Annotated in this window: 17 protein-coding genes; 11 read left to right on the top strand and 6 right to left on the bottom strand. The window is 53.7% G+C overall.

The genetic code is table 11. The features are described 5' to 3' along the window. Positions 1-15 precede the first annotated feature (15 nt). From greA to JUF11_RS07590, 7 genes are all read left to right on the top strand, one after another. Complete coding sequence (gene greA, locus JUF11_RS07560) at positions 16-477, top strand: transcription elongation factor GreA (protein WP_204119073.1); 462 nt, start codon at positions 16-18, stop codon at positions 475-477. A 51-nt stretch (positions 478-528) separates the two neighbouring features. Next, positions 529-2082 (top strand): UDP-N-acetylmuramoyl-L-alanyl-D-glutamate--2,6-diaminopimelate ligase, encoded by a 1554-nt coding sequence (locus JUF11_RS07565; protein WP_204119057.1) that lies wholly within the window; start codon positions 529-531, stop codon positions 2080-2082. Between the two features lie 77 nt (positions 2083-2159). After that, complete coding sequence (locus JUF11_RS07570) at positions 2160-2963, top strand: aldo/keto reductase (protein ID WP_204119058.1); 804 nt, start codon at positions 2160-2162, stop codon at positions 2961-2963. Between the two features lie 456 nt (positions 2964-3419). After that, entirely contained in the window at positions 3420-3755 is a 336-nt protein-coding gene (locus JUF11_RS07575) for a hypothetical protein (RefSeq protein WP_204119059.1), read from the top strand. A gap of 123 nt (positions 3756-3878) precedes the next feature. After that, a complete protein-coding gene (locus JUF11_RS07580; RefSeq protein WP_204119060.1) occupies positions 3879-4580 on the top strand; it encodes a metal ABC transporter ATP-binding protein in 702 nt (233 codons plus the stop codon). After that, entirely contained in the window at positions 4580-5371 is a 792-nt protein-coding gene (locus JUF11_RS07585) for a metal ABC transporter permease (protein WP_204119061.1), read from the top strand. Before JUF11_RS07580 ends, JUF11_RS07585 begins: the two co-directional genes overlap by 1 nt. Positions 5372-5542: 171 nt before the next feature. After that, a complete protein-coding gene (locus JUF11_RS07590) occupies positions 5543-6586 on the top strand; it encodes an LCP family protein (protein ID WP_204119062.1) in 1044 nt (347 codons plus the stop codon). Between the two features lie 133 nt (positions 6587-6719). Here JUF11_RS07590 and JUF11_RS13205 read toward each other — a convergent pair whose 3' ends face one another. Then, positions 6720-7355 carry a hydrolase gene (locus JUF11_RS13205; protein WP_236000485.1) on the bottom strand — a complete coding sequence of 212 codons (636 nt, stop codon included), beginning with the start codon at positions 7353-7355 and terminating at the stop codon, positions 6720-6722. A 420-nt stretch (positions 7356-7775) separates the two neighbouring features. Between JUF11_RS13205 and JUF11_RS07600 the strand changes: the two genes are divergently transcribed. The 3 genes from JUF11_RS07600 (at position 7776) to JUF11_RS07610 (ending at position 10182) form a co-directional block, all read left to right on the top strand. Further along, entirely contained in the window at positions 7776-8537 is a 762-nt protein-coding gene (locus JUF11_RS07600; RefSeq protein WP_204119063.1) for a DeoR/GlpR family DNA-binding transcription regulator, read from the top strand. Between the two features lie 89 nt (positions 8538-8626). Continuing rightward, positions 8627-9409 (top strand): glycosyltransferase family 2 protein, encoded by a 783-nt coding sequence (locus tag JUF11_RS07605; RefSeq protein ID WP_204119064.1) that lies wholly within the window; start codon positions 8627-8629, stop codon positions 9407-9409. Between the two features lie 8 nt (positions 9410-9417). Beyond that, complete coding sequence (locus JUF11_RS07610; RefSeq protein WP_204119065.1) at positions 9418-10182, top strand: DUF975 family protein; 765 nt, start codon at positions 9418-9420, stop codon at positions 10180-10182. 50 nt (positions 10183-10232) lie between these two features. On the opposite strand, the gene JUF11_RS07615 is transcribed toward JUF11_RS07610, so the two are convergent. From JUF11_RS07615 to JUF11_RS07630, 4 genes are all read right to left on the bottom strand, one after another. Beyond that, a complete protein-coding gene (locus JUF11_RS07615; protein WP_204119066.1) occupies positions 10233-11882 on the bottom strand; it encodes an ABC transporter permease in 1650 nt (549 codons plus the stop codon). Next, a complete protein-coding gene (locus JUF11_RS07620) occupies positions 11875-12660 on the bottom strand; it encodes an ABC transporter ATP-binding protein (RefSeq protein WP_204119067.1) in 786 nt (261 codons plus the stop codon). Before JUF11_RS07620 ends, JUF11_RS07615 begins: the two co-directional genes overlap by 8 nt. A 134-nt stretch (positions 12661-12794) precedes the next feature. Next, positions 12795-13343, bottom strand: a complete 549-nt coding sequence (gene lepB / locus JUF11_RS07625; RefSeq protein ID WP_204119074.1) for a signal peptidase I — start codon at positions 13341-13343, stop codon at positions 12795-12797. A gap of 372 nt (positions 13344-13715) precedes the next feature. Beyond that, complete coding sequence (locus JUF11_RS07630) at positions 13716-14642, bottom strand: ADP-ribosylglycohydrolase family protein (RefSeq protein ID WP_204119068.1); 927 nt, start codon at positions 14640-14642, stop codon at positions 13716-13718. A gap of 165 nt (positions 14643-14807) precedes the next feature. Between JUF11_RS07630 and JUF11_RS07635 the strand changes: the two genes are divergently transcribed. Beyond that, on the top strand, positions 14808-16355 hold the full coding sequence (locus JUF11_RS07635; RefSeq protein WP_204119069.1) for an ABC-F family ATP-binding cassette domain-containing protein: 1548 nt from the start codon (positions 14808-14810) through the stop codon (positions 16353-16355). A 71-nt stretch (positions 16356-16426) separates the two neighbouring features. Here the strand turns inward: JUF11_RS07635 and JUF11_RS07640 are convergent, their stop codons facing one another. Further along, complete coding sequence (locus JUF11_RS07640; RefSeq protein WP_204119070.1) at positions 16427-17158, bottom strand: class I SAM-dependent methyltransferase; 732 nt, start codon at positions 17156-17158, stop codon at positions 16427-16429. Positions 17159-17456 lie beyond the last annotated feature (298 nt).

A 17456-nucleotide genomic window follows, 5' to 3' on the forward strand; every position in this document is an offset into this window, starting at 1 on the left:
TCAAGGGAGATCTCAATTGTGCAGTATCATGAAATGACTGCCGATGGGTTAAAAACCTTAAAAGCGGAAGTCGTTTTGCTTCAAGCCGAGCGGCCGCGGCGCATTCAGGCGTTAGCGGCGGCGCGGGCGTTAGGTGATTTGTCCGAGAATGCCGATTATAGTGCCGCCAAACGCGACCTGCGGCATTTGGAAAGTCGCTTGCGGTACTTAGATAAGGTGATTCGTTACGCGCAGGTGGTCTCGACCACCCCGACGGCGATTGCGGATTTAGGAAAAACGGTGACGGTGCGCTTTGACGATGATGACGACACCGCCACCTATCGCCTGGTGGGCCCACACGAAGCCAGCATGCGGCCAGATAATCTGGCCATTAACTCACCGCTGGGGCGTGCCATCAATGGCCAACGCGTGGGCGCGACGGTCACGGTGACCGCGCCCAGCGGGGACTATGCGGTGACGCTGATCAAGTTGGCCTAAATCGATATGTTATAATTGACCTAATAAAAAAGGTCGCGGAGGAGTTCAACCATGGCACTTTCACTACATGCATGTATTTTGCTTTTAAAAGAGCACCATCTGCTGAAAAGTAGTGCGGTGCAAAGTGATGTCGATACCGACATGACAGGCATCGCCTATGATTCGCGCAAAGTCTCCGGACCGACGCTGTTTTTCTGCAAAGGCAACCACTTCCGCCCAATTTATCTCTCCATGGCCAAGGACAATGGGGCCACGACTTATGTGGCGGAGAAGCCTTACGTCGAAGGTAATGGGATGAACGCCTTGATCGTGGTGAATATCACCAAGGCGATGGCGATTTTGGCGGCGGCTTTTTATGATTTTCCGCAAGACGATTTGTTCGTCATTGCCTTCACTGGCACCAAGGGCAAAACCACGTCGGCGTATTTCACTCGCGGGATTTTGGAAGAAGCGCACCCGAAACACGTGGCGTTGTTCTCCACCATTGACCGCATCGTGGGCCCGAATCCGGATCAGCGCTTCAAGTCTGATTTAACGACACCGGAATCCGTAGATTTGTTCCATGATATGCGGGCCGCCGTCGATAACGGCATGACCCATCTGGTGATGGAAGTGTCCAGTCAGGCTTACCTGCGCAATCGCGTGTTTGGCCTGAGCTTTGATGTCGGCTTTTTCCTCAACATTACGCCAGATCACATTGGCCCGAATGAACACCCGACCTTTGCCAACTACCTGCACAACAAGCTGCAGCTGGTGGTGAATTCGCGGCAGGTGGTACTGAATGCAGAAACTGAGCATTTCGATGAAGTGTACGCGGCCGCCACGACGACCACTTATCCCGACAGCATCTATCTGTACGCCAGCACCAACTTCAAGCCGCAGCGCGATGACATCGAAATCGATTTTCGCTTCGATAGCCAAACACTGAACACGACTTATAGCCAGTTCCAGCTGATTCCGGTGACCGACAAGGCCGCGGCTTTGAATGTCGGCGGTCAGTATCAGCTGAGTCTGATTGGCGACTTCAATGAAAGCAACGCCACCGCCGCCATTATCGGCGCCGGCTTGGCCGGAGTGGATGGCGCCAAAGCGATGCCTGGCATTCGCCAAGTCACCATTCCTGGCCGGATGGAGCACCTCGCCATTCCTGGCCACGGCACCGTCTACGTCGATTATGCCCACAACTATGGCGGCATGAAGGCCTTGCTCCACTTCCTGAAGGCGGAATACCATGATCCGCGCATGGCGGTGGTGGTAGGCTCGCCTGGTGATAAAGGCGTCTCACGCCGCCCCGGCTTCAGCAAGGTGCTGAACGAATACGCCACGACGGCATATCTCACCACTGATGATCCCGGGTTTGAAGATCCAGCCAAAATTGCGGCAGAAATCGATGCTGGCATTGATCACGATCAGGTACAGGTGGAAACGATTTTGGACCGGCGGGAAGCCATTCAAACCGCGATTGAAGCCAGTCGCGACGGTGACGTTGTGGTGGTTGCCGCTAAAGGCGCCGATCCTTATCAAAAGGTGCGCGGCATTGATACGCCATGGCCAACCGATATGGCGGTGGTGAAGGAAGTCGCAGCCAACTTGGCGCAAGCCTAATTTTCAGTGAGGTCGCTAGGCGCCGCCCAACCGCACACGGTTGAGTGGCGCTTTTTCGTGTGAAGGAGGAACTAGTTTTGACACATCTAACCGCATTGACCGATACGTTTACGCTGACCAATGGCGTGGCCATGCCGATCGTCGGCTTTGGCACCACCGCCGCGACCACACCCGCCAGTGTGGTGGCCGCGCTGGACGCAGGCTACCGCCAGCTTGAGCTGACTGCCGGCAGTGAAGGCGCAGTGGTCGCGGGCCTGCAAACGGCAGGGGTGGCGCGGGCAGACCTGTTTATCACCACGCAATTAAAAGCTGACGGCCCCAGCCCCGTACCAGCGAACATTGCGGCGACGCTTGAAGCATTGCATACTGATTATCTGGACCTCGTCCTCTTGCCGGCCGCGGCTGCGACCAGCACGCTGGGGGCGGCCTGGCAGGCGTTAGAAACGGCGCTGGCCGCAGGTCAAGTTCGTGCCATCGGCCTCGCTGATTTTCAGCCCGATCAAATCGCTGCCTTGGCCCAAACGGCGCTGGTGCCGCCAATGGTCAACCAACTGCGCCTCAATCCTACTGACCAACAACCCGCCGCCGTTGAAGCCAGTAAAACGGCGCACATGGTAGTGGCCGCCTACAGCACCTTGGCGGCTGGCGCGCTGCTCACGCTCAAGCCCTTGCGCAAAATGGCCGCCCGCTACCAGCGCACCCCAGCCCAACTCGTCTTGCGCTGGGCCCTGCAGCACGACTATCTCCCGCTCCCGCGAGCGCAAGATCCAGCCCACATCCAAGAAAACGCCCAGCTCTTTGATTTTGAGTTGAGCTTCCATGACATGCAGGTCTTGGATGCACTGCAAGGCAGGTCTGTTACGCCAAAGCGGTCGAGATAGACATGAGTGTAATGTTACATGTGGCCTAGTATTACCTCGTGTGGGCAGGCAACTGCCGATCACAAAACTGTGGCAGATAAACTGTAGATAGCAGTCAACAACTACCGTAGGGCAGGACAACCGGAGCAGACAGGGGCTCAGGGGTGAAATTGTTCTTAGCCAACTGGTTGGCTTAGAACAAGCCGCGACTTTGAGACTCGCAGCGCGAGGCTCAAAGCGCTGGCCATCCCGTTCCAGCCCCTGGCTGCGGAGGCTGTCCTGCCCGGACGCATTGCCCAGGCTGACTAGTAGTTGCGTTGCGTGGGGCAACGGATGAGTGGCTAGCTACGCATAGCGCCTCGAAGCCAAAGTACGGCTTCAATGCGCTACGCTAGGCTAGCCATCATCCTAAAAGCGCCCCACTCCACAGCCTTTATGTTAAAATACCTAAGTTAACTTTTTGAGGAGGTGCGCGAGATGTACGAAGCGACGAAACGCAGACACGTGAGCGACCAAGTGGCGGCGGTGTTCCCGGAAGAAGTCACCAACCAGTTGTTTGACGTGATTAATTTGATGAATAAAAGCAAGCAACTGGTAACCGCGCCGGTGGCCTTTGCCTTTTCCGATGACCATACCGACAACGAACTGTATGCCATGTTGATCCAAGGCAACTTGGCCCCAGCGCAAGAGTTCCCGCTGACCTATGAAGGCGATAAGGACTTCTTGGGCCATGGCTACATCTTGATTGCCAAAGATAATCCCAAGGCCATCTACATTGATTTTAGTAAGGCGAATGATTTGAGTGAACTGTAAAAAGGGCGTAGCGCTCTTTTTTTATGGCCGATTTTTCAGAAAATTGCTGGTCAGCAGGGGCCAAGTACGGTACACTATTAGCTGTTAATCGTAATCATTACTGTTATTGCTGGAGGAAAATTAATGCAGGCACCGATGTTAACCGTCAAACAGCTGGCTTTCGGCTTTCACGACCGGCCGTTATACCATAATTTGTCTTTTACCCTAGAGCGCGGGAGCATGACGAGCTTGATTGGGGCGAATGGCGTGGGCAAAACCACCTTGACCCGGCTCATCATGGGCCAGCTCAAACCAACCAGCGGTGAAATCATGACGGCGCCGGATATGCGGCTCGGCTATGTACCACAGTTTCGCAATATTGATCCAGAATACCCGTTATCGATTCGCAGCTTTGTCCAGCTGAATCAGCGCCAGTCGCGCTGGCCTTGGCATGGCAAAAAAGAGCAGCAGGCCCTTACCGCTGCGCTGCAGGAAACCGGCCTGCTGGCCCGCCAGCAGCAACGCCTAGGCATGGCGAGTGGCGGGGAAAAACAAAAGGCCTACCTGGCGCAAGCGTTGTTGACCCGGCCGAATTTTTTGATTCTCGATGAAGCCACCGCTAGTCTGGACATCAAAACCAAAACTGAGCTAATGACCCTAGTGCGGGAGCTGAATGCCAAGCATGATTTGACCGTGCTATTCGTGACGCATGATTTGGAATTGGCCAAACAATACACTCAGCAGTATCTGCTGCTAACACCAGAGGGGTATGAGCTGAACCAGACCAAATTAATGGATGAATCGCGCATGCCGCAAGAACTGCAACCCGCCGAGGAGGTGCACTAATGTTTGCTTATGACTTCATGCAAAATGCCTTTCTCGCCAGCACCTTCATTGCTGTGACTTGTGGGGTGGTGGGGGTGTTCGTCACCGCGCGTGGACTGTCCTTTTTGGCCCACACCCTATCTGAAATCGGCTTTGCCGGTGCGGCTTTTGCGGTGCTGGTCGGCATTCCGCCGCTGGATGGCATGCTGTTGACGACGGTGATCAGCTCGGTGTCAGTGGGGCGGCTGTCGGTGAAAGCCAGCCGGCGCGAAGCTTCGATCAGCGCGGTATCGAGCCTGTTTACGGGCTTGGGGATTCTGTTTTTGGCGTTATCCGCTAAAAGCGCGAGCTATGCGACAACGATTTTGTTTGGGAGTATCATTGGCATTTCCCGGGCCGATGTGTGGCAGTTGGTGCTGCTCGCCTTGGTGGTGCTGATCACCATTGCCATCGGGTTTCGCGGGCTGGCGTTTGATTCCTTTGATCCGGTTGGTGCTCAGGCCCAAAACCTGCGGCGCAATGCGATTTCGGTGTACTTCCTGCTGATTTTGGCGATATCAGTCTCCATCGGTGCGCAAATCGTCGGTAGTTTGTTGGTCTTCATTTTACTGACGCTGCCGTCTTCGGTGGCGAAATATCTAGGCAAAACCTTGCCGCAAATGTTGACGATTGCCGTGGTAGTGGCTTTGATTGGCGTGTGGGCTGGGCTGGTGATGGGCTATTACACCAACTGGCCGGTGACCTTCTTCATCGCCGCCATCGAATGTCTGTTTTATTTCGCAGCGCTTCTGCTGAAGCACAGAACGGAATAATCTTTGTTCAGCGGCACCTTGATGTGATGGGCATCAGGGTGTTTTTTTATAGGCTTTGTCTACTTATTTGTTAAGTTTCCGCGACAACACTATTTTTTTCATGGCAAACGCGCATTCTTAAGGAGAATCGGGTAAACTATTGAAAGAATGATTGTACGCTGGAGGGTAAGGATGGACAGACAAAGTTTACATCGCCGATCGCGCCGGCATCCGCTGGACAAAGTGATTGGCCTCATCGCAATGACCATTGTCCTGCTCGCCTGCAGCTACGGCTTAAGGCTGTATTCGCAGACGAAAACCGCCATTGATAAAACCTACGATAACACCACCGTCAAGAAGAAAAAGGTGGACCTTAGCAAGCAAAAGCCGATCAGCGTGCTGCTGTTAGGCACTGACACTGGGGCGCTGGGGCGCAGTGAAAAAGGCCGCACGGATACGATGATTTTGGTCACCGTCAATCCCAAAGCGCGCCGCACTACGATGATCAGCATTCCCCGGGACACCTTGAGTCATGTCACCAGCAGCATTTACACCGGCGCCACGAAAATCAACGCCCAGTACTTCTATAACGGCTCCGCTGGGGCGGTGGATGCGGTTAAAACCCTGCTGAATGTGCCGATTAACTACTACGCCTTGGTGAACATGGGCGGCCTGGAAAAAATCGTGGATGCCGTGGGCGGCGTCGATGTGAATGTCCAGTTCTCCTGGTCAGATCCGTATTCCAAAGGCACTTTCACCAAGGGCCCGGCGCATCTGAACGGCGAGCAGGCGTTGGCTTACGCGCGAATGCGGCATCAGGATCCGCAAGGCGATTACGGGCGCCAGCAGCGTCAGCAAGAAGTGATTGCCGCAATCGTCGCGAATGTACTATCAACCAAAACCTTGAGTAACTACCATGACCTGATGGACTCGTTATCCGAGAATATGCGCACCAACCTGAACTTCGATGAATTGCTCACGTTAGCCAATACTTACCGTGGCGCCTTCAAAACCGTCAATAAAGACAGCTTAAAAGGCGACGGTGCCTACATCGGCGGCGCCTCGTATCAGATTCCAACCACCACTGAGCTGCAGCGCATTTCCGATTTGGCTCGCACCGAATTGAGCCTAGAGAAAACCACCTTGGATAATTACAACACTAAGGAAAATGCCGCCAACACCTCAAACGGCTTTGATTGGAACGATGGGAATAACCCGGATTACCATATTTATTGATGAATTGAGAAAACGTCTGGCCCTGCCATTAACGGTGGGGCCAGATTTTTTTTAGTGGGCAGTCCTGGCTTTGAACTAGTGCGTCCTCGGCAAATAAAAAGGCCTCACTTCATAGAAGCAAGGCCTGGTTGATCTAACCGATAATGGTGACCGTGGCGGATAAAACGCCGGCAGCAGGAATTTGACTGTTTGGCATCGCCACATCAATTTGGTGCGGGTTGCCAGCTGCGAAGCCGCCGGTATCGTTAACGGTCCGATACAAGGTGACGCCGTTGGACATTTGGATTTTAACACGCGTGCCCCGCGGCAAAACGCTGAGGTTGGCGGCAATACCGCCGTAACCCATGCTTGAGCCCATCGCGGCGGGATCATAGAAGGTCACTTTGAAGGTGCCCTTGTTGACGCCGCTGGTGGCAGCAGGTTGGCTGGTCGTTTGATGCGAAACAGTGACCACCTTAGCCTGCGTTTTGGCTTTCGCCGCAGCATCTGCTTTGGCTTTCGCCTCGGCGTCAGCCTTCGCTTTCGCGGCGGCTTCGGCTTTGGCTTTATCTTCGGCCTGCTTTTTGACCAAGGCTTCATAATCAGCGTTGACGCCAGGCTTGATCGGGCTGATCTTGGCCGGCGCGGTAGCGATGGTGTTGGTCTTGATGATGGTCGCGGCGGTTTGCGCTGCGGCTGGGGTGTTACCAGAAACTTCAGCGGCGCGGGTTTGCGCATCGCTTTGTTCAATCGCTTCAACTGGTTGCGTGCTGCTATAAATAGCAAACACAGCGGCAAGCATCGTCATTAGACTAATACTTGCGATAGACGTTTTCTTGAATTTGATAAAACTCACTCCTAAATGATTAGTAATACTCGTTCTCCCCTTACTACAACTCGCAGTATATCGAGTTGGTATGTCATGCAAGTGCCAGTCGGTTTACAAAAGCCGCTATTTCTGTCACACTGTCACACTGGTGTAATAAAACCGCGAGATAATTTGTTTGAAACCGGATTTATGGCTTTTTTGCTCAAAAATGGGCGATGAAAGGCCGGAAAAGGGTGGATACACCAAATCGTCCCCACTTGGCCAACCAAACCGGGGCCATTTTGGGACGGCCTGCCACGACCTAGTTTGAGCCGTTGTTCATTTTGTTGGTCAGGGAAGACGCGTATAATAGAAGATAATTAACTAAAGGGGGTGCCCGGTGTGACAATGTATCGAGAGAAACGATTTGAAGAGATCAAACGACTGCTCACTGAGCGCAAAGAGTTGAGTATCGATGACATCATGCAAGCCGTTGGGGTTTCCCGCGATACGGCGCGCCGGGATGTGGTTGCTTTGGCGGCGAGCGGGGCGGGGCGCCGCACCCGCGGCGGGATTGTGTCGCTCACCTTTGGGCATACGGTGCCGAGTTATTCGGAACGGTTGAAGCTATTTTCAGCGGAGAAAACCGCAATGGCTAAAACCGCCCTGTCCTTGATCCGCCCAGGCGGGGTTTATTTCATTGATGATTCAACGACATTACTGAAGTTGTCACAAAGTATTAATAGTGAAGTGACGGTGTATACGCATTCACTTGATAATGCCATCGCCTTATCGGTCAAAGGGGATGTGACGCTGCGCATTTTAGGCGGCAAGCTCAATCATCACGGGCGCTTTTTCTTTGAGCCCGCGACCTTGACCCAGCTGGGGCGCATCGCCTTTGATGCCGCGTTCATCGGCGCCACTGCCATCAGCAAAGACGGGGTGTACTTTCCTTATGCCGATGACGCTGAAGTTAAGGCTACCTTGGCGCAAGCGGCGCGGCAGGTGATTGTGGTGTCCGAAACCCAGAAGTTCAAAATTCAAGCACCGTACCGCGGCTTTCCGCTGGCCGCCATTGACACGTTGATTACCGAGCGCGCCTTGACCCCGGCTGAACGCCAATGGTTCAGCCCGAAGCTTAAGCTACTGGCGGCGAATAGTTAAAGATGAGTAACTGTTAAGGCCTTTGGGTAGGCACGGCTGGTGAAATTTGTTACATTAAACGCACATGAAACAGAAATGGTGGTGGCGGTTTGACGACCCCTCTCGTATCAGTGATCGTTCCAATTTATAATATTGCGCCTTATGTTCAGCGCGGCTTGGCGAGCTTGCTAGCGCAGGACTACCGCAACTTGCAGCTGATCTTAGTCGACGATCACTCGGACGATGACTCGGCAGCGGTGATTGCCGCCTATGCCAAGCAGGATGCGCGGATTGAGCCAGTGTATTTGCCGCGCAACCGCGGCGTCTCTGCAGCCCGCAATGCCGGCTTGGCCGTCGCCCGCGGGCTGTACGTGGCCTTTATGGACGGGGATGACTGGCTGGCACCGGATTATATTAGCCGCTTTGTGACGACTTTGGAGCAAGGCCCCTATGACATCTTGGTCAGTCCTTTTTATGTGGATGACCCTACAGCCAGCACCGTCCCGAACCGACTGCTCAAGGACCGAGTGCTGACGCGCAAGCAGTTTATTCGCGGCATGCTGGCTCCGGTGGGTGTCATTCGCGGCTACTTATGGAATAAGTTCTATCGCCGGAGCATCATCGAGTCGGCGCCCTTGCGCTTCGACGAGCGGGTGGCGATCATGGAAGATGAGCTGTTCAACGTGGAATATGCCTTAGCGGCCAGCCGTTTTTACTATCTCGGCGCGCCGGCGTATCATCACGTGATTCGCGCGGATTCGGCGACCCAGTCGATTGGTGTGATTGGGGCGCTGCCGAAACAAATCACGGCGCTGTGGTCGATCCAGCGCCTGATTCGCACGCGCTATCAAAGTGGCGCCGTGCCAGAAGAACCCTTGCGCTCGGAGCGATAGGAGAGAGAATGGAAAATCAATATCAAAGTCGGCGGCAGATTAAACGGCGGGCGAAAGCCATTTTGCGGCAGCCGGGGATGTACAAACAATTAATGCTGGCCAATTTACTCCCGTGGCTGATTTCAGTGGCCTTTGCGTTTTTGGCAGTCTACACCGTGATGCAGGTGATGCTGGCCTTTGGGCTGGAGAATGTGGCTAATAATCCCAATAACTTCATTGACTACTATCAAGGCAATACTGCCGTTGAGCAGCAAACGATGCTGAAGTCCCTGATCATGTTGTGGTTCAGCCAAAGTATTACCTTCACTGCCCTGGATCTGATGCGTCAGCCCGACCAAACGCTTAGTGGTTGGCAAGTGATTTTTCGCACCTTTAACAGCCGCTTCTTCTTTGGCATTTTAGCCGTGTACATTTACACCGTGGTCTTTATCAGTTTGGGGTTAGCCGCCTTTGTCATTCCAGGCATCATGCTGATGTTTGGCCTGCATGTGGCGTATTACGTTTACTACGATGGCAAAACGCACCCTGATGGCCGCTATTTCTCAGCGCTAACTGCGGTGGGCCGCGCCTGGCGCATGATGCGCGGGCATAAGTTCGACTACTTCGTGTTGCAGCTGACCTTAATTGGCTGGTCGCTATTAGAAACCCTGACCATGCATGTCTTTGATGTTTTCATTCAGCCGTATCTGCAGCTGGTTGACGCCGGGTTCTATGCCACCGTGCGCCAGCAATATGACGATGAACAAGCCATGCTGAAGGACGAGAATATGTAAGCAAACAAATAGCGCTCTCGATCTTACGGTCGGGAGCGCTATTTGTTTGTTTAAGCGAAGCGGTTGCTACGAATTAGGAGGCCAGTCGCCACGCTGAAAATTACCAGGCTGACCAGGTCAAACCAGTAGCTGAACAAAATGGTGCCAGCAAAGGCATAGGCGAAGGGCAAAAGCATGCCCACCAACACCGCCACGGTATTGAGCACGCCGTTGGTCGCGGCTTGATTCGCGGCGAATTCTTGATCAAAAGGCAGGCCGCGTAAGCTGATTTTACCAATCGCCAAGGTGAGAGCCAGCGTCAAGGCGGTGGAAGCCAGTCCGGCGGTCACCGCGTGCAGGCCCATGAATGGCAGGGAGAGCAGCGCCATGATGACGATGAAAGGGAAAAAGAGGCGCATGTACATGGCCAAAATCACGCTTTGGCGAATGCGGCTTTGATGACCGAAAGGCACGTAATTGAATACCGCCATGGCCGTGGGCTGAGTGGAAAATTTCAAATTCAAAATCGCCAGTGGGGCGGCGATGATCAGGCACACCGCCATGTAGCCGACCATGTGATTCAAATAGCTGCCAGCGCTATCGCGCATGATGCTAGCCACCAGCACCAGCGGCAAAATAAACGCGTAGGCGAGCTGCGGATACACCCGCAGTTTATAGTCGCGTTGCGATTGGAGCTGACGCCAGCCGAGGGTGTAATAGGCGGCAGTTTCGCGTGACCGGGTCGCCAAGCGGCGGGTCAGTTTGAACCACCAGCCGGCCTTGGCGACGCGGTCGGAGCTCTGATCCAGTTTTTCCAGCAGTTGCTCGAAGCGGCCGGCATTGTGCAAGTACAAAGCGAACAAACCGGCGGTGACTGCCAGACTCAGGAAGGTGAAAAGCAGGCTTAGGCTGCCAATATCGCCATGGGCCAGCAGGGGCAACCCGGAGAACCACATCGGCACCGCAATGAATTCCCACCAGACAAAATGTAGCGATAAGTTGAAATTCATGTGGCTGATGACATCAGGCCCAAGCAGATTCGGCAACTGGCCCGCGGCATACAAGGCAATCGCCATGCCGATTTGCACCACGTTGAGAATGTTCTTGAGCTTTTCTCCGTCGAAGAAGTGCAGCACTAGCATATACATGAACAAGGCAATGACCAAACTGAAAATGGCGAGGATAAAAGCGGCAATCAGCACGGCAATCCCGACCAGCACGCCGAATTGCAAGCCGAGGATAATAGCCGCTGGTAGCGCCAGCGCCGCCATGGTAACGAGTAAAAAGAGCCCGACAATGGTTAACTTCGCCGCATTTAAGGTGCGATCCGAAACCCCGCGCACGGTAAAAATCGGCCGGTCGCGCGGATCAAGCAGCAAGCTGGCGTAAGACGTCAACATGGTCAGGAAAAACATCAGAAACAAAAAGCCGAACAGCACGGCTAAGCGGCTGAAAAGCACCATAGGGATGAACATCATGAGGCCAATCAAGGCCCCAATCAGCAAATTACCTAGGAACGTCCACAGCAACGTGCGCGCGGGTCGCTTGGACTTGCGGGGCCGCTTTTGGCCGGTCAGGCTGGTGCGGCCGCTGCGATTCGCTAGCGTGAGTTTGGTGCTGATAATCAGGCAAAACTGGGCATAGTTGATGCCCATGCGGGTGAGCGTTTTTCGCCAGTGGCGCAGCCAGCGCAGGCTTTTTGGTAAGGCGGGTTCATTCATGGTCAGCCGCCTCCGTCACAATGTCCACGAAGGCCTTCGCCTTTTCACCGTGTTCGGCAAAGCCAGTGAGGTCGTTGAACAATTGCTGCAAGTTGGTATCGGCATTAGCGGCAATGCTGGAGAATGAGCCGTCTGCGATCACGGTGCCGTTATTCAGCAGAATAATCCGATCCGACAGCTTCTGGACGACATCCATGATGTGGCTGGAATAGAAAATCGTTTTGCCGCGGTTGCGCAGCTCCTGCAGGATTTCCTCAACGACCAGCACCGAGTTGGCATCCAAGCCATTCAGGGGCTCGTCCCAAAAGAGAATATCAGGATCATGCAACAGGCTCGCGATAATCAGTACCATTTGCCGCATACCCTTTGAATAAGACGTGATCCGGCGGTCAAACGCCTGGCCCAGCCCCACGATTTCCGCCAGCGCCTCGGCCTTTTGCCCCGCGGCCGTGTCGGTCATGCCATACAACTGGCCAATCAAGGTCAAATACTCGCGGGCGGTTAAGGCGTCGAAGACATCGGCGGCTTCTGGGACATAGCCAATGTGCTGCTTGTAGCTGTCGTCATCTGGATCCAAAATGCGCCCTTGCAGCGAAATCTGGCCGGCGTCTTGGGTCAACAGCCCCAAGATGATTTTGACGGTGGTACTTTTCCCGGCCCCGTTTTGCCCAATGTACCCCACAATGGTGCCAGGCTCGATTGAGAAGGAAACATCCTTCAGCACCTGGTGGCCATTGAAACTTTTTTGAATATGATCAAGTGTGATTGCTGCTGTCATTGTGCCTCTCCTCCATTTTGAGGATAGTATGCTCGCTAGTGAAATGTTTTACAAGTGAAAATAGTTAAGTGACAAATTTGATAGACATCCGAGTTAAAGCCAGTAAAAAAAGCTCGCATCGCTGCGAGCTTTCTTTAATAAGTCTTCATTTTATTAATTGGCCAATAGCGCCATACCACCACGGATTGCACCTTGCTGGCCTTGACGAAGCCAAAACTGCGACTGTCCTTGGAAACTAGGCGGTTGTCCCCCATGACGAAATAGCTATTCTTCGGCACGGTGCGGCGCGCAGTGGAAGGGAGCGTCGCCAACGAGAAGTCGTAAGTGAAATTCAGGCTGGCCGGATCGATGCCTTGCTTTTTAGCATAGTCGGTTACCGAAGTTTGTTCGAACTTTTTATTGAGATAAGGTTCGGCCGTTTTTTTACCATTAATATAGAGCACATTGTTTTTGAAGGCGATGGTGTCACCAGGCATTCCGATGACCCGCTTGATATACAGCACGCCGGGATCGTCTGGGGCATCGATGACGACAATATCATCGCGCTTCACTTTTTTGTGGCGTAGTGAGTACAACCGATCGCCGTCGTTTAGGGTCGGCTCCATGGAAGGCCCCTGCACGAAGTCTTTGCTGATGACAAAGCGAATTAACAGTTGCGTGCCTAAAGCCACCACCGCAACCATAATCAGCAATTCAATCAGCGTGCGACCCCAACTTGTTTTCTTCTTCAAAACAACACCTTCTCGGTTCAATTTCACTTAGCATACCACAGGAGGAATCGAAAATGAAAGGCTGTGAAGGACGGCGGGTTTAGCACGACGAGTAGCCTTTCTACCGCATGTCAGTCTGTACATGCTTCGCACTACAGACTGATCAAGCTCTGAGTCTTGCCGGCGCATTTGGCCGGTGAGGCGCAGAGCGTAGCTAATCGCTCGTGCGTTGCCGGCCTGAGCGCGACTAGAGTAGGCTGCGGCCGGCGGGTTTAGCCGAATTTTGACCAAGCGCCACCTCAGCAGCCCTTCACTGTGAAATGTTACCCTTAGCTCAGGTCATACCTAACCAAACGCCCCTGACTGTTCCGCCAGCCGCACGCGCCGGACGATATCGCCATACCGGGTCAGGGTTAAACACCATTTATGGGGGATGTCGATGTAGCCGCCAGCCAGACCAGCGGCGCCGCCGGTTAAGGCGCCGGTGGCATCAGCCCGGCCGCCGAGGTTCACTGCCATCAGCAGGCGCGAGCGAAAATCGCTCCCGCTTTGCAAGGCGTACCACACGACCCCTAGAATATTGCGCGAGGTGGGTGGGGCTTGTGCCATCACCGCGGCGCGTTTGGCATCAAGCTGGGTCAGCACCTGAAAGTCGAGACCCGCAGGTTGATGTTGCCAGTGGGTGAGGCCGGCCTCCAGACTAGCGGCCAAGGCATCAGTCAGCGTGTGGTCGGCTAGGAGCTGCATGATGAGCTGGGCATAAAGACTGGCTGCGATTTGATTGGCTTCATCACTAGCAGTCAAGGCGACAAAAGCATGGAGCTGGGTCAACGCCAGCGGCTGGGTGAAGAGGTTTTCGCCAAACCGGGCGAATAAGTAATAAGCCATGGGTAGCACACGAATCAGGCCGGTGGGCTCATTGATGGTGGAACCAAGCGCTTGGCCGGCGATGGCACGTTGCACGCTCGGCCAAATGTCAACGATGGGGCCAGTGTAGGCGGCGTATTCAAAGGTTTCCGCCCAGCGCCGGTATTCATTCAAAATGCGGCGCGGGTCGAAGCCGTGGGTTAAGGCCGCCATCGTGGCCAAGTTCATCGCCGTTTCATCGGAATAATAGCCGGCGGGCAAGCCGAAATGGCCATAACCGCGCATGGCGGTGACGGGATTTTGGGCCAGGGCGGCCTGCGTTTCGCCTTGAACTGGTAGCCCCATGGCGTCACCAATCGCAGCGCCAATCATCGCGGCGGTCAACCGCGAGTCCACAATTGCCATCTGCATCATCTCCTTAGAGCCGCATTATTATAGAAGCAAGCGGAAATGACAAGCAACTTGCTCAATTGTCAAACCAGGCTGGTTGTGATAGGGTATTATGTACTGTTTTCAGAAAATATAGTGAATTAACCCCAACTCGCATTTCAAAGGAAAGGAGCCCTTATCGTGAGCGTATTGACAGTCACCGGCCTCTCGCAGCGTTTTCTCGACAAGCAGCTGTATCAGGACGCTAATTTTCAAGTCAATGAGGCCGATCATCTTGGCGTGATCGGACAAAACGGGGTCGGCAAAAGTACCCTGATCAAAATCCTGACTGGCAGCCTCGAACCTGATGAGGGCAAAATCGTTTGGCAAAAGCACCTTCATGTCGGCTATTTGGATCAGTATGTGAACCTCAAACCCGGCCAAACCGTGGGGCAGTTTTTGCATACGGCGTTTGCCAGTTTATATGCCAAAGAAGCGAAGATGAATAAAATCTACGCTGACTACGCCGAGCATCCTGATGATGAACTATTGGAGAAAGCCGGTACGTTGCAGCAGGAACTGGAAGCCAACGATTTTTATGACTTGGATACGAAGGTCAATTCCGTGGCCACCGGGCTGGGGCTTGATGCCATTGGCCTTGATCACCCAGTTGATGCGTTGTCTGGGGGCCAGCGGTCGAAAATTATTTTGGCCAAGTTGCTGCTCGAAAAACCGGACATGTTGCTGCTGGACGAACCCACGAACTATTTGGATGTGAGCCACATTCAATGGCTGACGGAATGGTTGCAGGACTTCGAAGGCGCCTTTATCGTCATCTCGCATGATTATGACTTCCTTGAAGACGTCACGAATGCGATTTTGGATATCGAGTTCGGCACCATCACCAAGTACACGGGTTCGCTACATCAAGCCATGCGCCAAAAAGAAGCCGATCATGATACTTATATGAAGGCTTACGAAAAGCAGCAAACGGAAATTAAAAAGCAGGAAGCCTTCATCCGTAAGTTTAAGGCGGGCACCCGGTCAACCATGGCGAAGAGTCGCGAGAAGCAACTGGCGCGCATGACCAAGCTCACGCCGCCGGGCAACCGCGCGCATGCTAAGCTGGTTTTTCCTTACCAGGAAGTGCAAAGCCGCATCCTGATTGATGTAACGGACTTGCTGGTGGGCTATGATCAGCCTTTGTTGGCGCCAATCAATTTTTCTGTCGCCAAAGATGAAGTCATTGCTCTGGAAGGGTTCAACGGGATTGGCAAAACCACCCTGCTGCGTTCTATCCTCGGTGAGCTGCCCACTTTGGGCGGTAGCGTCGAAATTGCCGATAACGTCAAATTCGCTTACTTTGAGCAGGAACTGAACTGGGCGGTGCCCAAGCAAACGCCTCTGCAGTTTTTGATGGGCAAGTACCCGGCGCTCAGTCAGCGGCCGCTGCGGCAAGTGATGGCGCGCACGGCGTTGACCCATGAGGAAATGGATAAGCCGCTACAGATGCTTTCAGGGGGCGAACAAAGCAAGGTCAAGCTGGCCGACCTGATGCTGCAACCAAGTAACGTCCTGATCATGGATGAACCGACCAACCATTTGGATGAAGACACCAAAAATGCGCTCGCTGCTGCGTTGCAGGCCTACCCGGGCGCGATTTTGATGGTATCGCATGAAACCGGCTTTTATGATGATAGCTGGGTTGATACGACGATTAATATCGAAAATCTCCGGGCTAGCAAATAAGCAGTCTGGCATTTGCACAGCTGAAAGGACCAAGTTAACCATTCCGGTTAGCTTGGCCCTTTTTTGAATGACTAGGGTTTGTTGATGATGAAGAGCTGAAAGGCGTAATCTTCCTGCACGGGGAGCAGCTGGTTCGCGTGTTCTACCCCCACGGCTTGCGCTAAGCGGTTAGCCGCCTGCCCTGAAAAGGGCCGGTTGAAAGCATCAAGCACGTCGGCCACAGCCATTTGCTCAGTTTGGTGATAGCGAAATTCGTCAGTGGTGAAGGCCCACTGATGGGCGGTTAACGCCGCGGTCAAGGCGGTCGCTTTAGCCGGATCGGCTTGTGGCATTACTGGCACCGGCAGATCCAGCTGCTTAGCGAGGGCGGTGATGAGTGAATTAGCGGCCAGCGTTTGGAGATTAATGGCGAGGGTATGAGTGGTCAAAGCCAACAGGGCTGGTAATTGTTCAGGCTGCAGGGTTGGTAGCTGACTGACAAAAACCAGATCAGCGCGAGGCACCGGCGGTAGTTTCGTCCAGTCGGCATGGGTCATTGTAAAATGACGTCGGTGCTGGTCCAGCAAGGCCTTGGCTTGGGTGAGCATCTGCTGGGACCAGTCCAAGAGCTCGATTTGTTTGGCTTGGCAGCTCAGCGGCAAGGCATAACGCCCACTGCCTGCTGCCAAATCCAGGACACGCATTGTCTTCAGCGGTAGGGCTCGTGCCAGTGCGGCCACCACGTCATCTTGAATCGGCAACCGCGATTCTCGTTGCACGGCCGCGTAAGTGGCGGCGAAAGCATCCCAATCAGCTTCATTCATGGTCTTCCCTCATTTCTTCCGTTATCATAGCAGACTTTGTGAGAAAAGCGGGGCATTTTCATTTTTACTTGCAAAAGTCGTTGACACTAAGGGGGCAGGTTGGTATGATATTAAAGTTGTCGCGAGCGATAAACGCGTTCGCATCAAGCATCTGAAAACTTCTTGTTGACACTGCTTGGCAAACGAGATATACTTATAAAGTTGTCGCAAGCGACACAGTGGTCCTTTGAAAACTGAACAAAGTTTCGTAAATGTGATAGGGCTTTTCGATGTAAATCGAAGAGAATTAAACATGAGC

Origin of the sequence: Lacticaseibacillus suilingensis (assembly GCF_016861845.1) — a bacterium.
GTDB lineage: Bacteria > Bacillota > Bacilli > Lactobacillales > Lactobacillaceae > Lacticaseibacillus > Lacticaseibacillus suilingensis.

Coding starts and splice junctions, on each gene's coding strand:
- JUF11_RS07565 (WP_204119057.1), top strand. CDS start 529: ATGGCACTTTCACTACATGCATGTATTTTGCTTTTAAAAGAGCACCAT.
- JUF11_RS07575 (WP_204119059.1), top strand. CDS start 3,420: ATGTACGAAGCGACGAAACGCAGACACGTGAGCGACCAAGTGGCGGCG.
- JUF11_RS07580 (WP_204119060.1), top strand. CDS start 3,879: ATGCAGGCACCGATGTTAACCGTCAAACAGCTGGCTTTCGGCTTTCAC.
- JUF11_RS07585 (WP_204119061.1), top strand. CDS start 4,580: ATGTTTGCTTATGACTTCATGCAAAATGCCTTTCTCGCCAGCACCTTC.
- JUF11_RS07590 (WP_204119062.1), top strand. CDS start 5,543: ATGGACAGACAAAGTTTACATCGCCGATCGCGCCGGCATCCGCTGGAC.
- JUF11_RS07610 (WP_204119065.1), top strand. CDS start 9,418: ATGGAAAATCAATATCAAAGTCGGCGGCAGATTAAACGGCGGGCGAAA.
- JUF11_RS07615 (WP_204119066.1), bottom strand. CDS start 11,882: ATGAATGAACCCGCCTTACCAAAAAGCCTGCGCTGGCTGCGCCACTGG.
- JUF11_RS07620 (WP_204119067.1), bottom strand. CDS start 12,660: ATGACAGCAGCAATCACACTTGATCATATTCAAAAAAGTTTCAATGGC.
- lepB (WP_204119074.1), bottom strand. CDS start 13,343: ATGGTTGCGGTGGTGGCTTTAGGCACGCAACTGTTAATTCGCTTTGTC.
- JUF11_RS07630 (WP_204119068.1), bottom strand. CDS start 14,642: ATGGCAATTGTGGACTCGCGGTTGACCGCCGCGATGATTGGCGCTGCG.
- JUF11_RS07640 (WP_204119070.1), bottom strand. CDS start 17,158: ATGAATGAAGCTGATTGGGATGCTTTCGCCGCCACTTACGCGGCCGTG.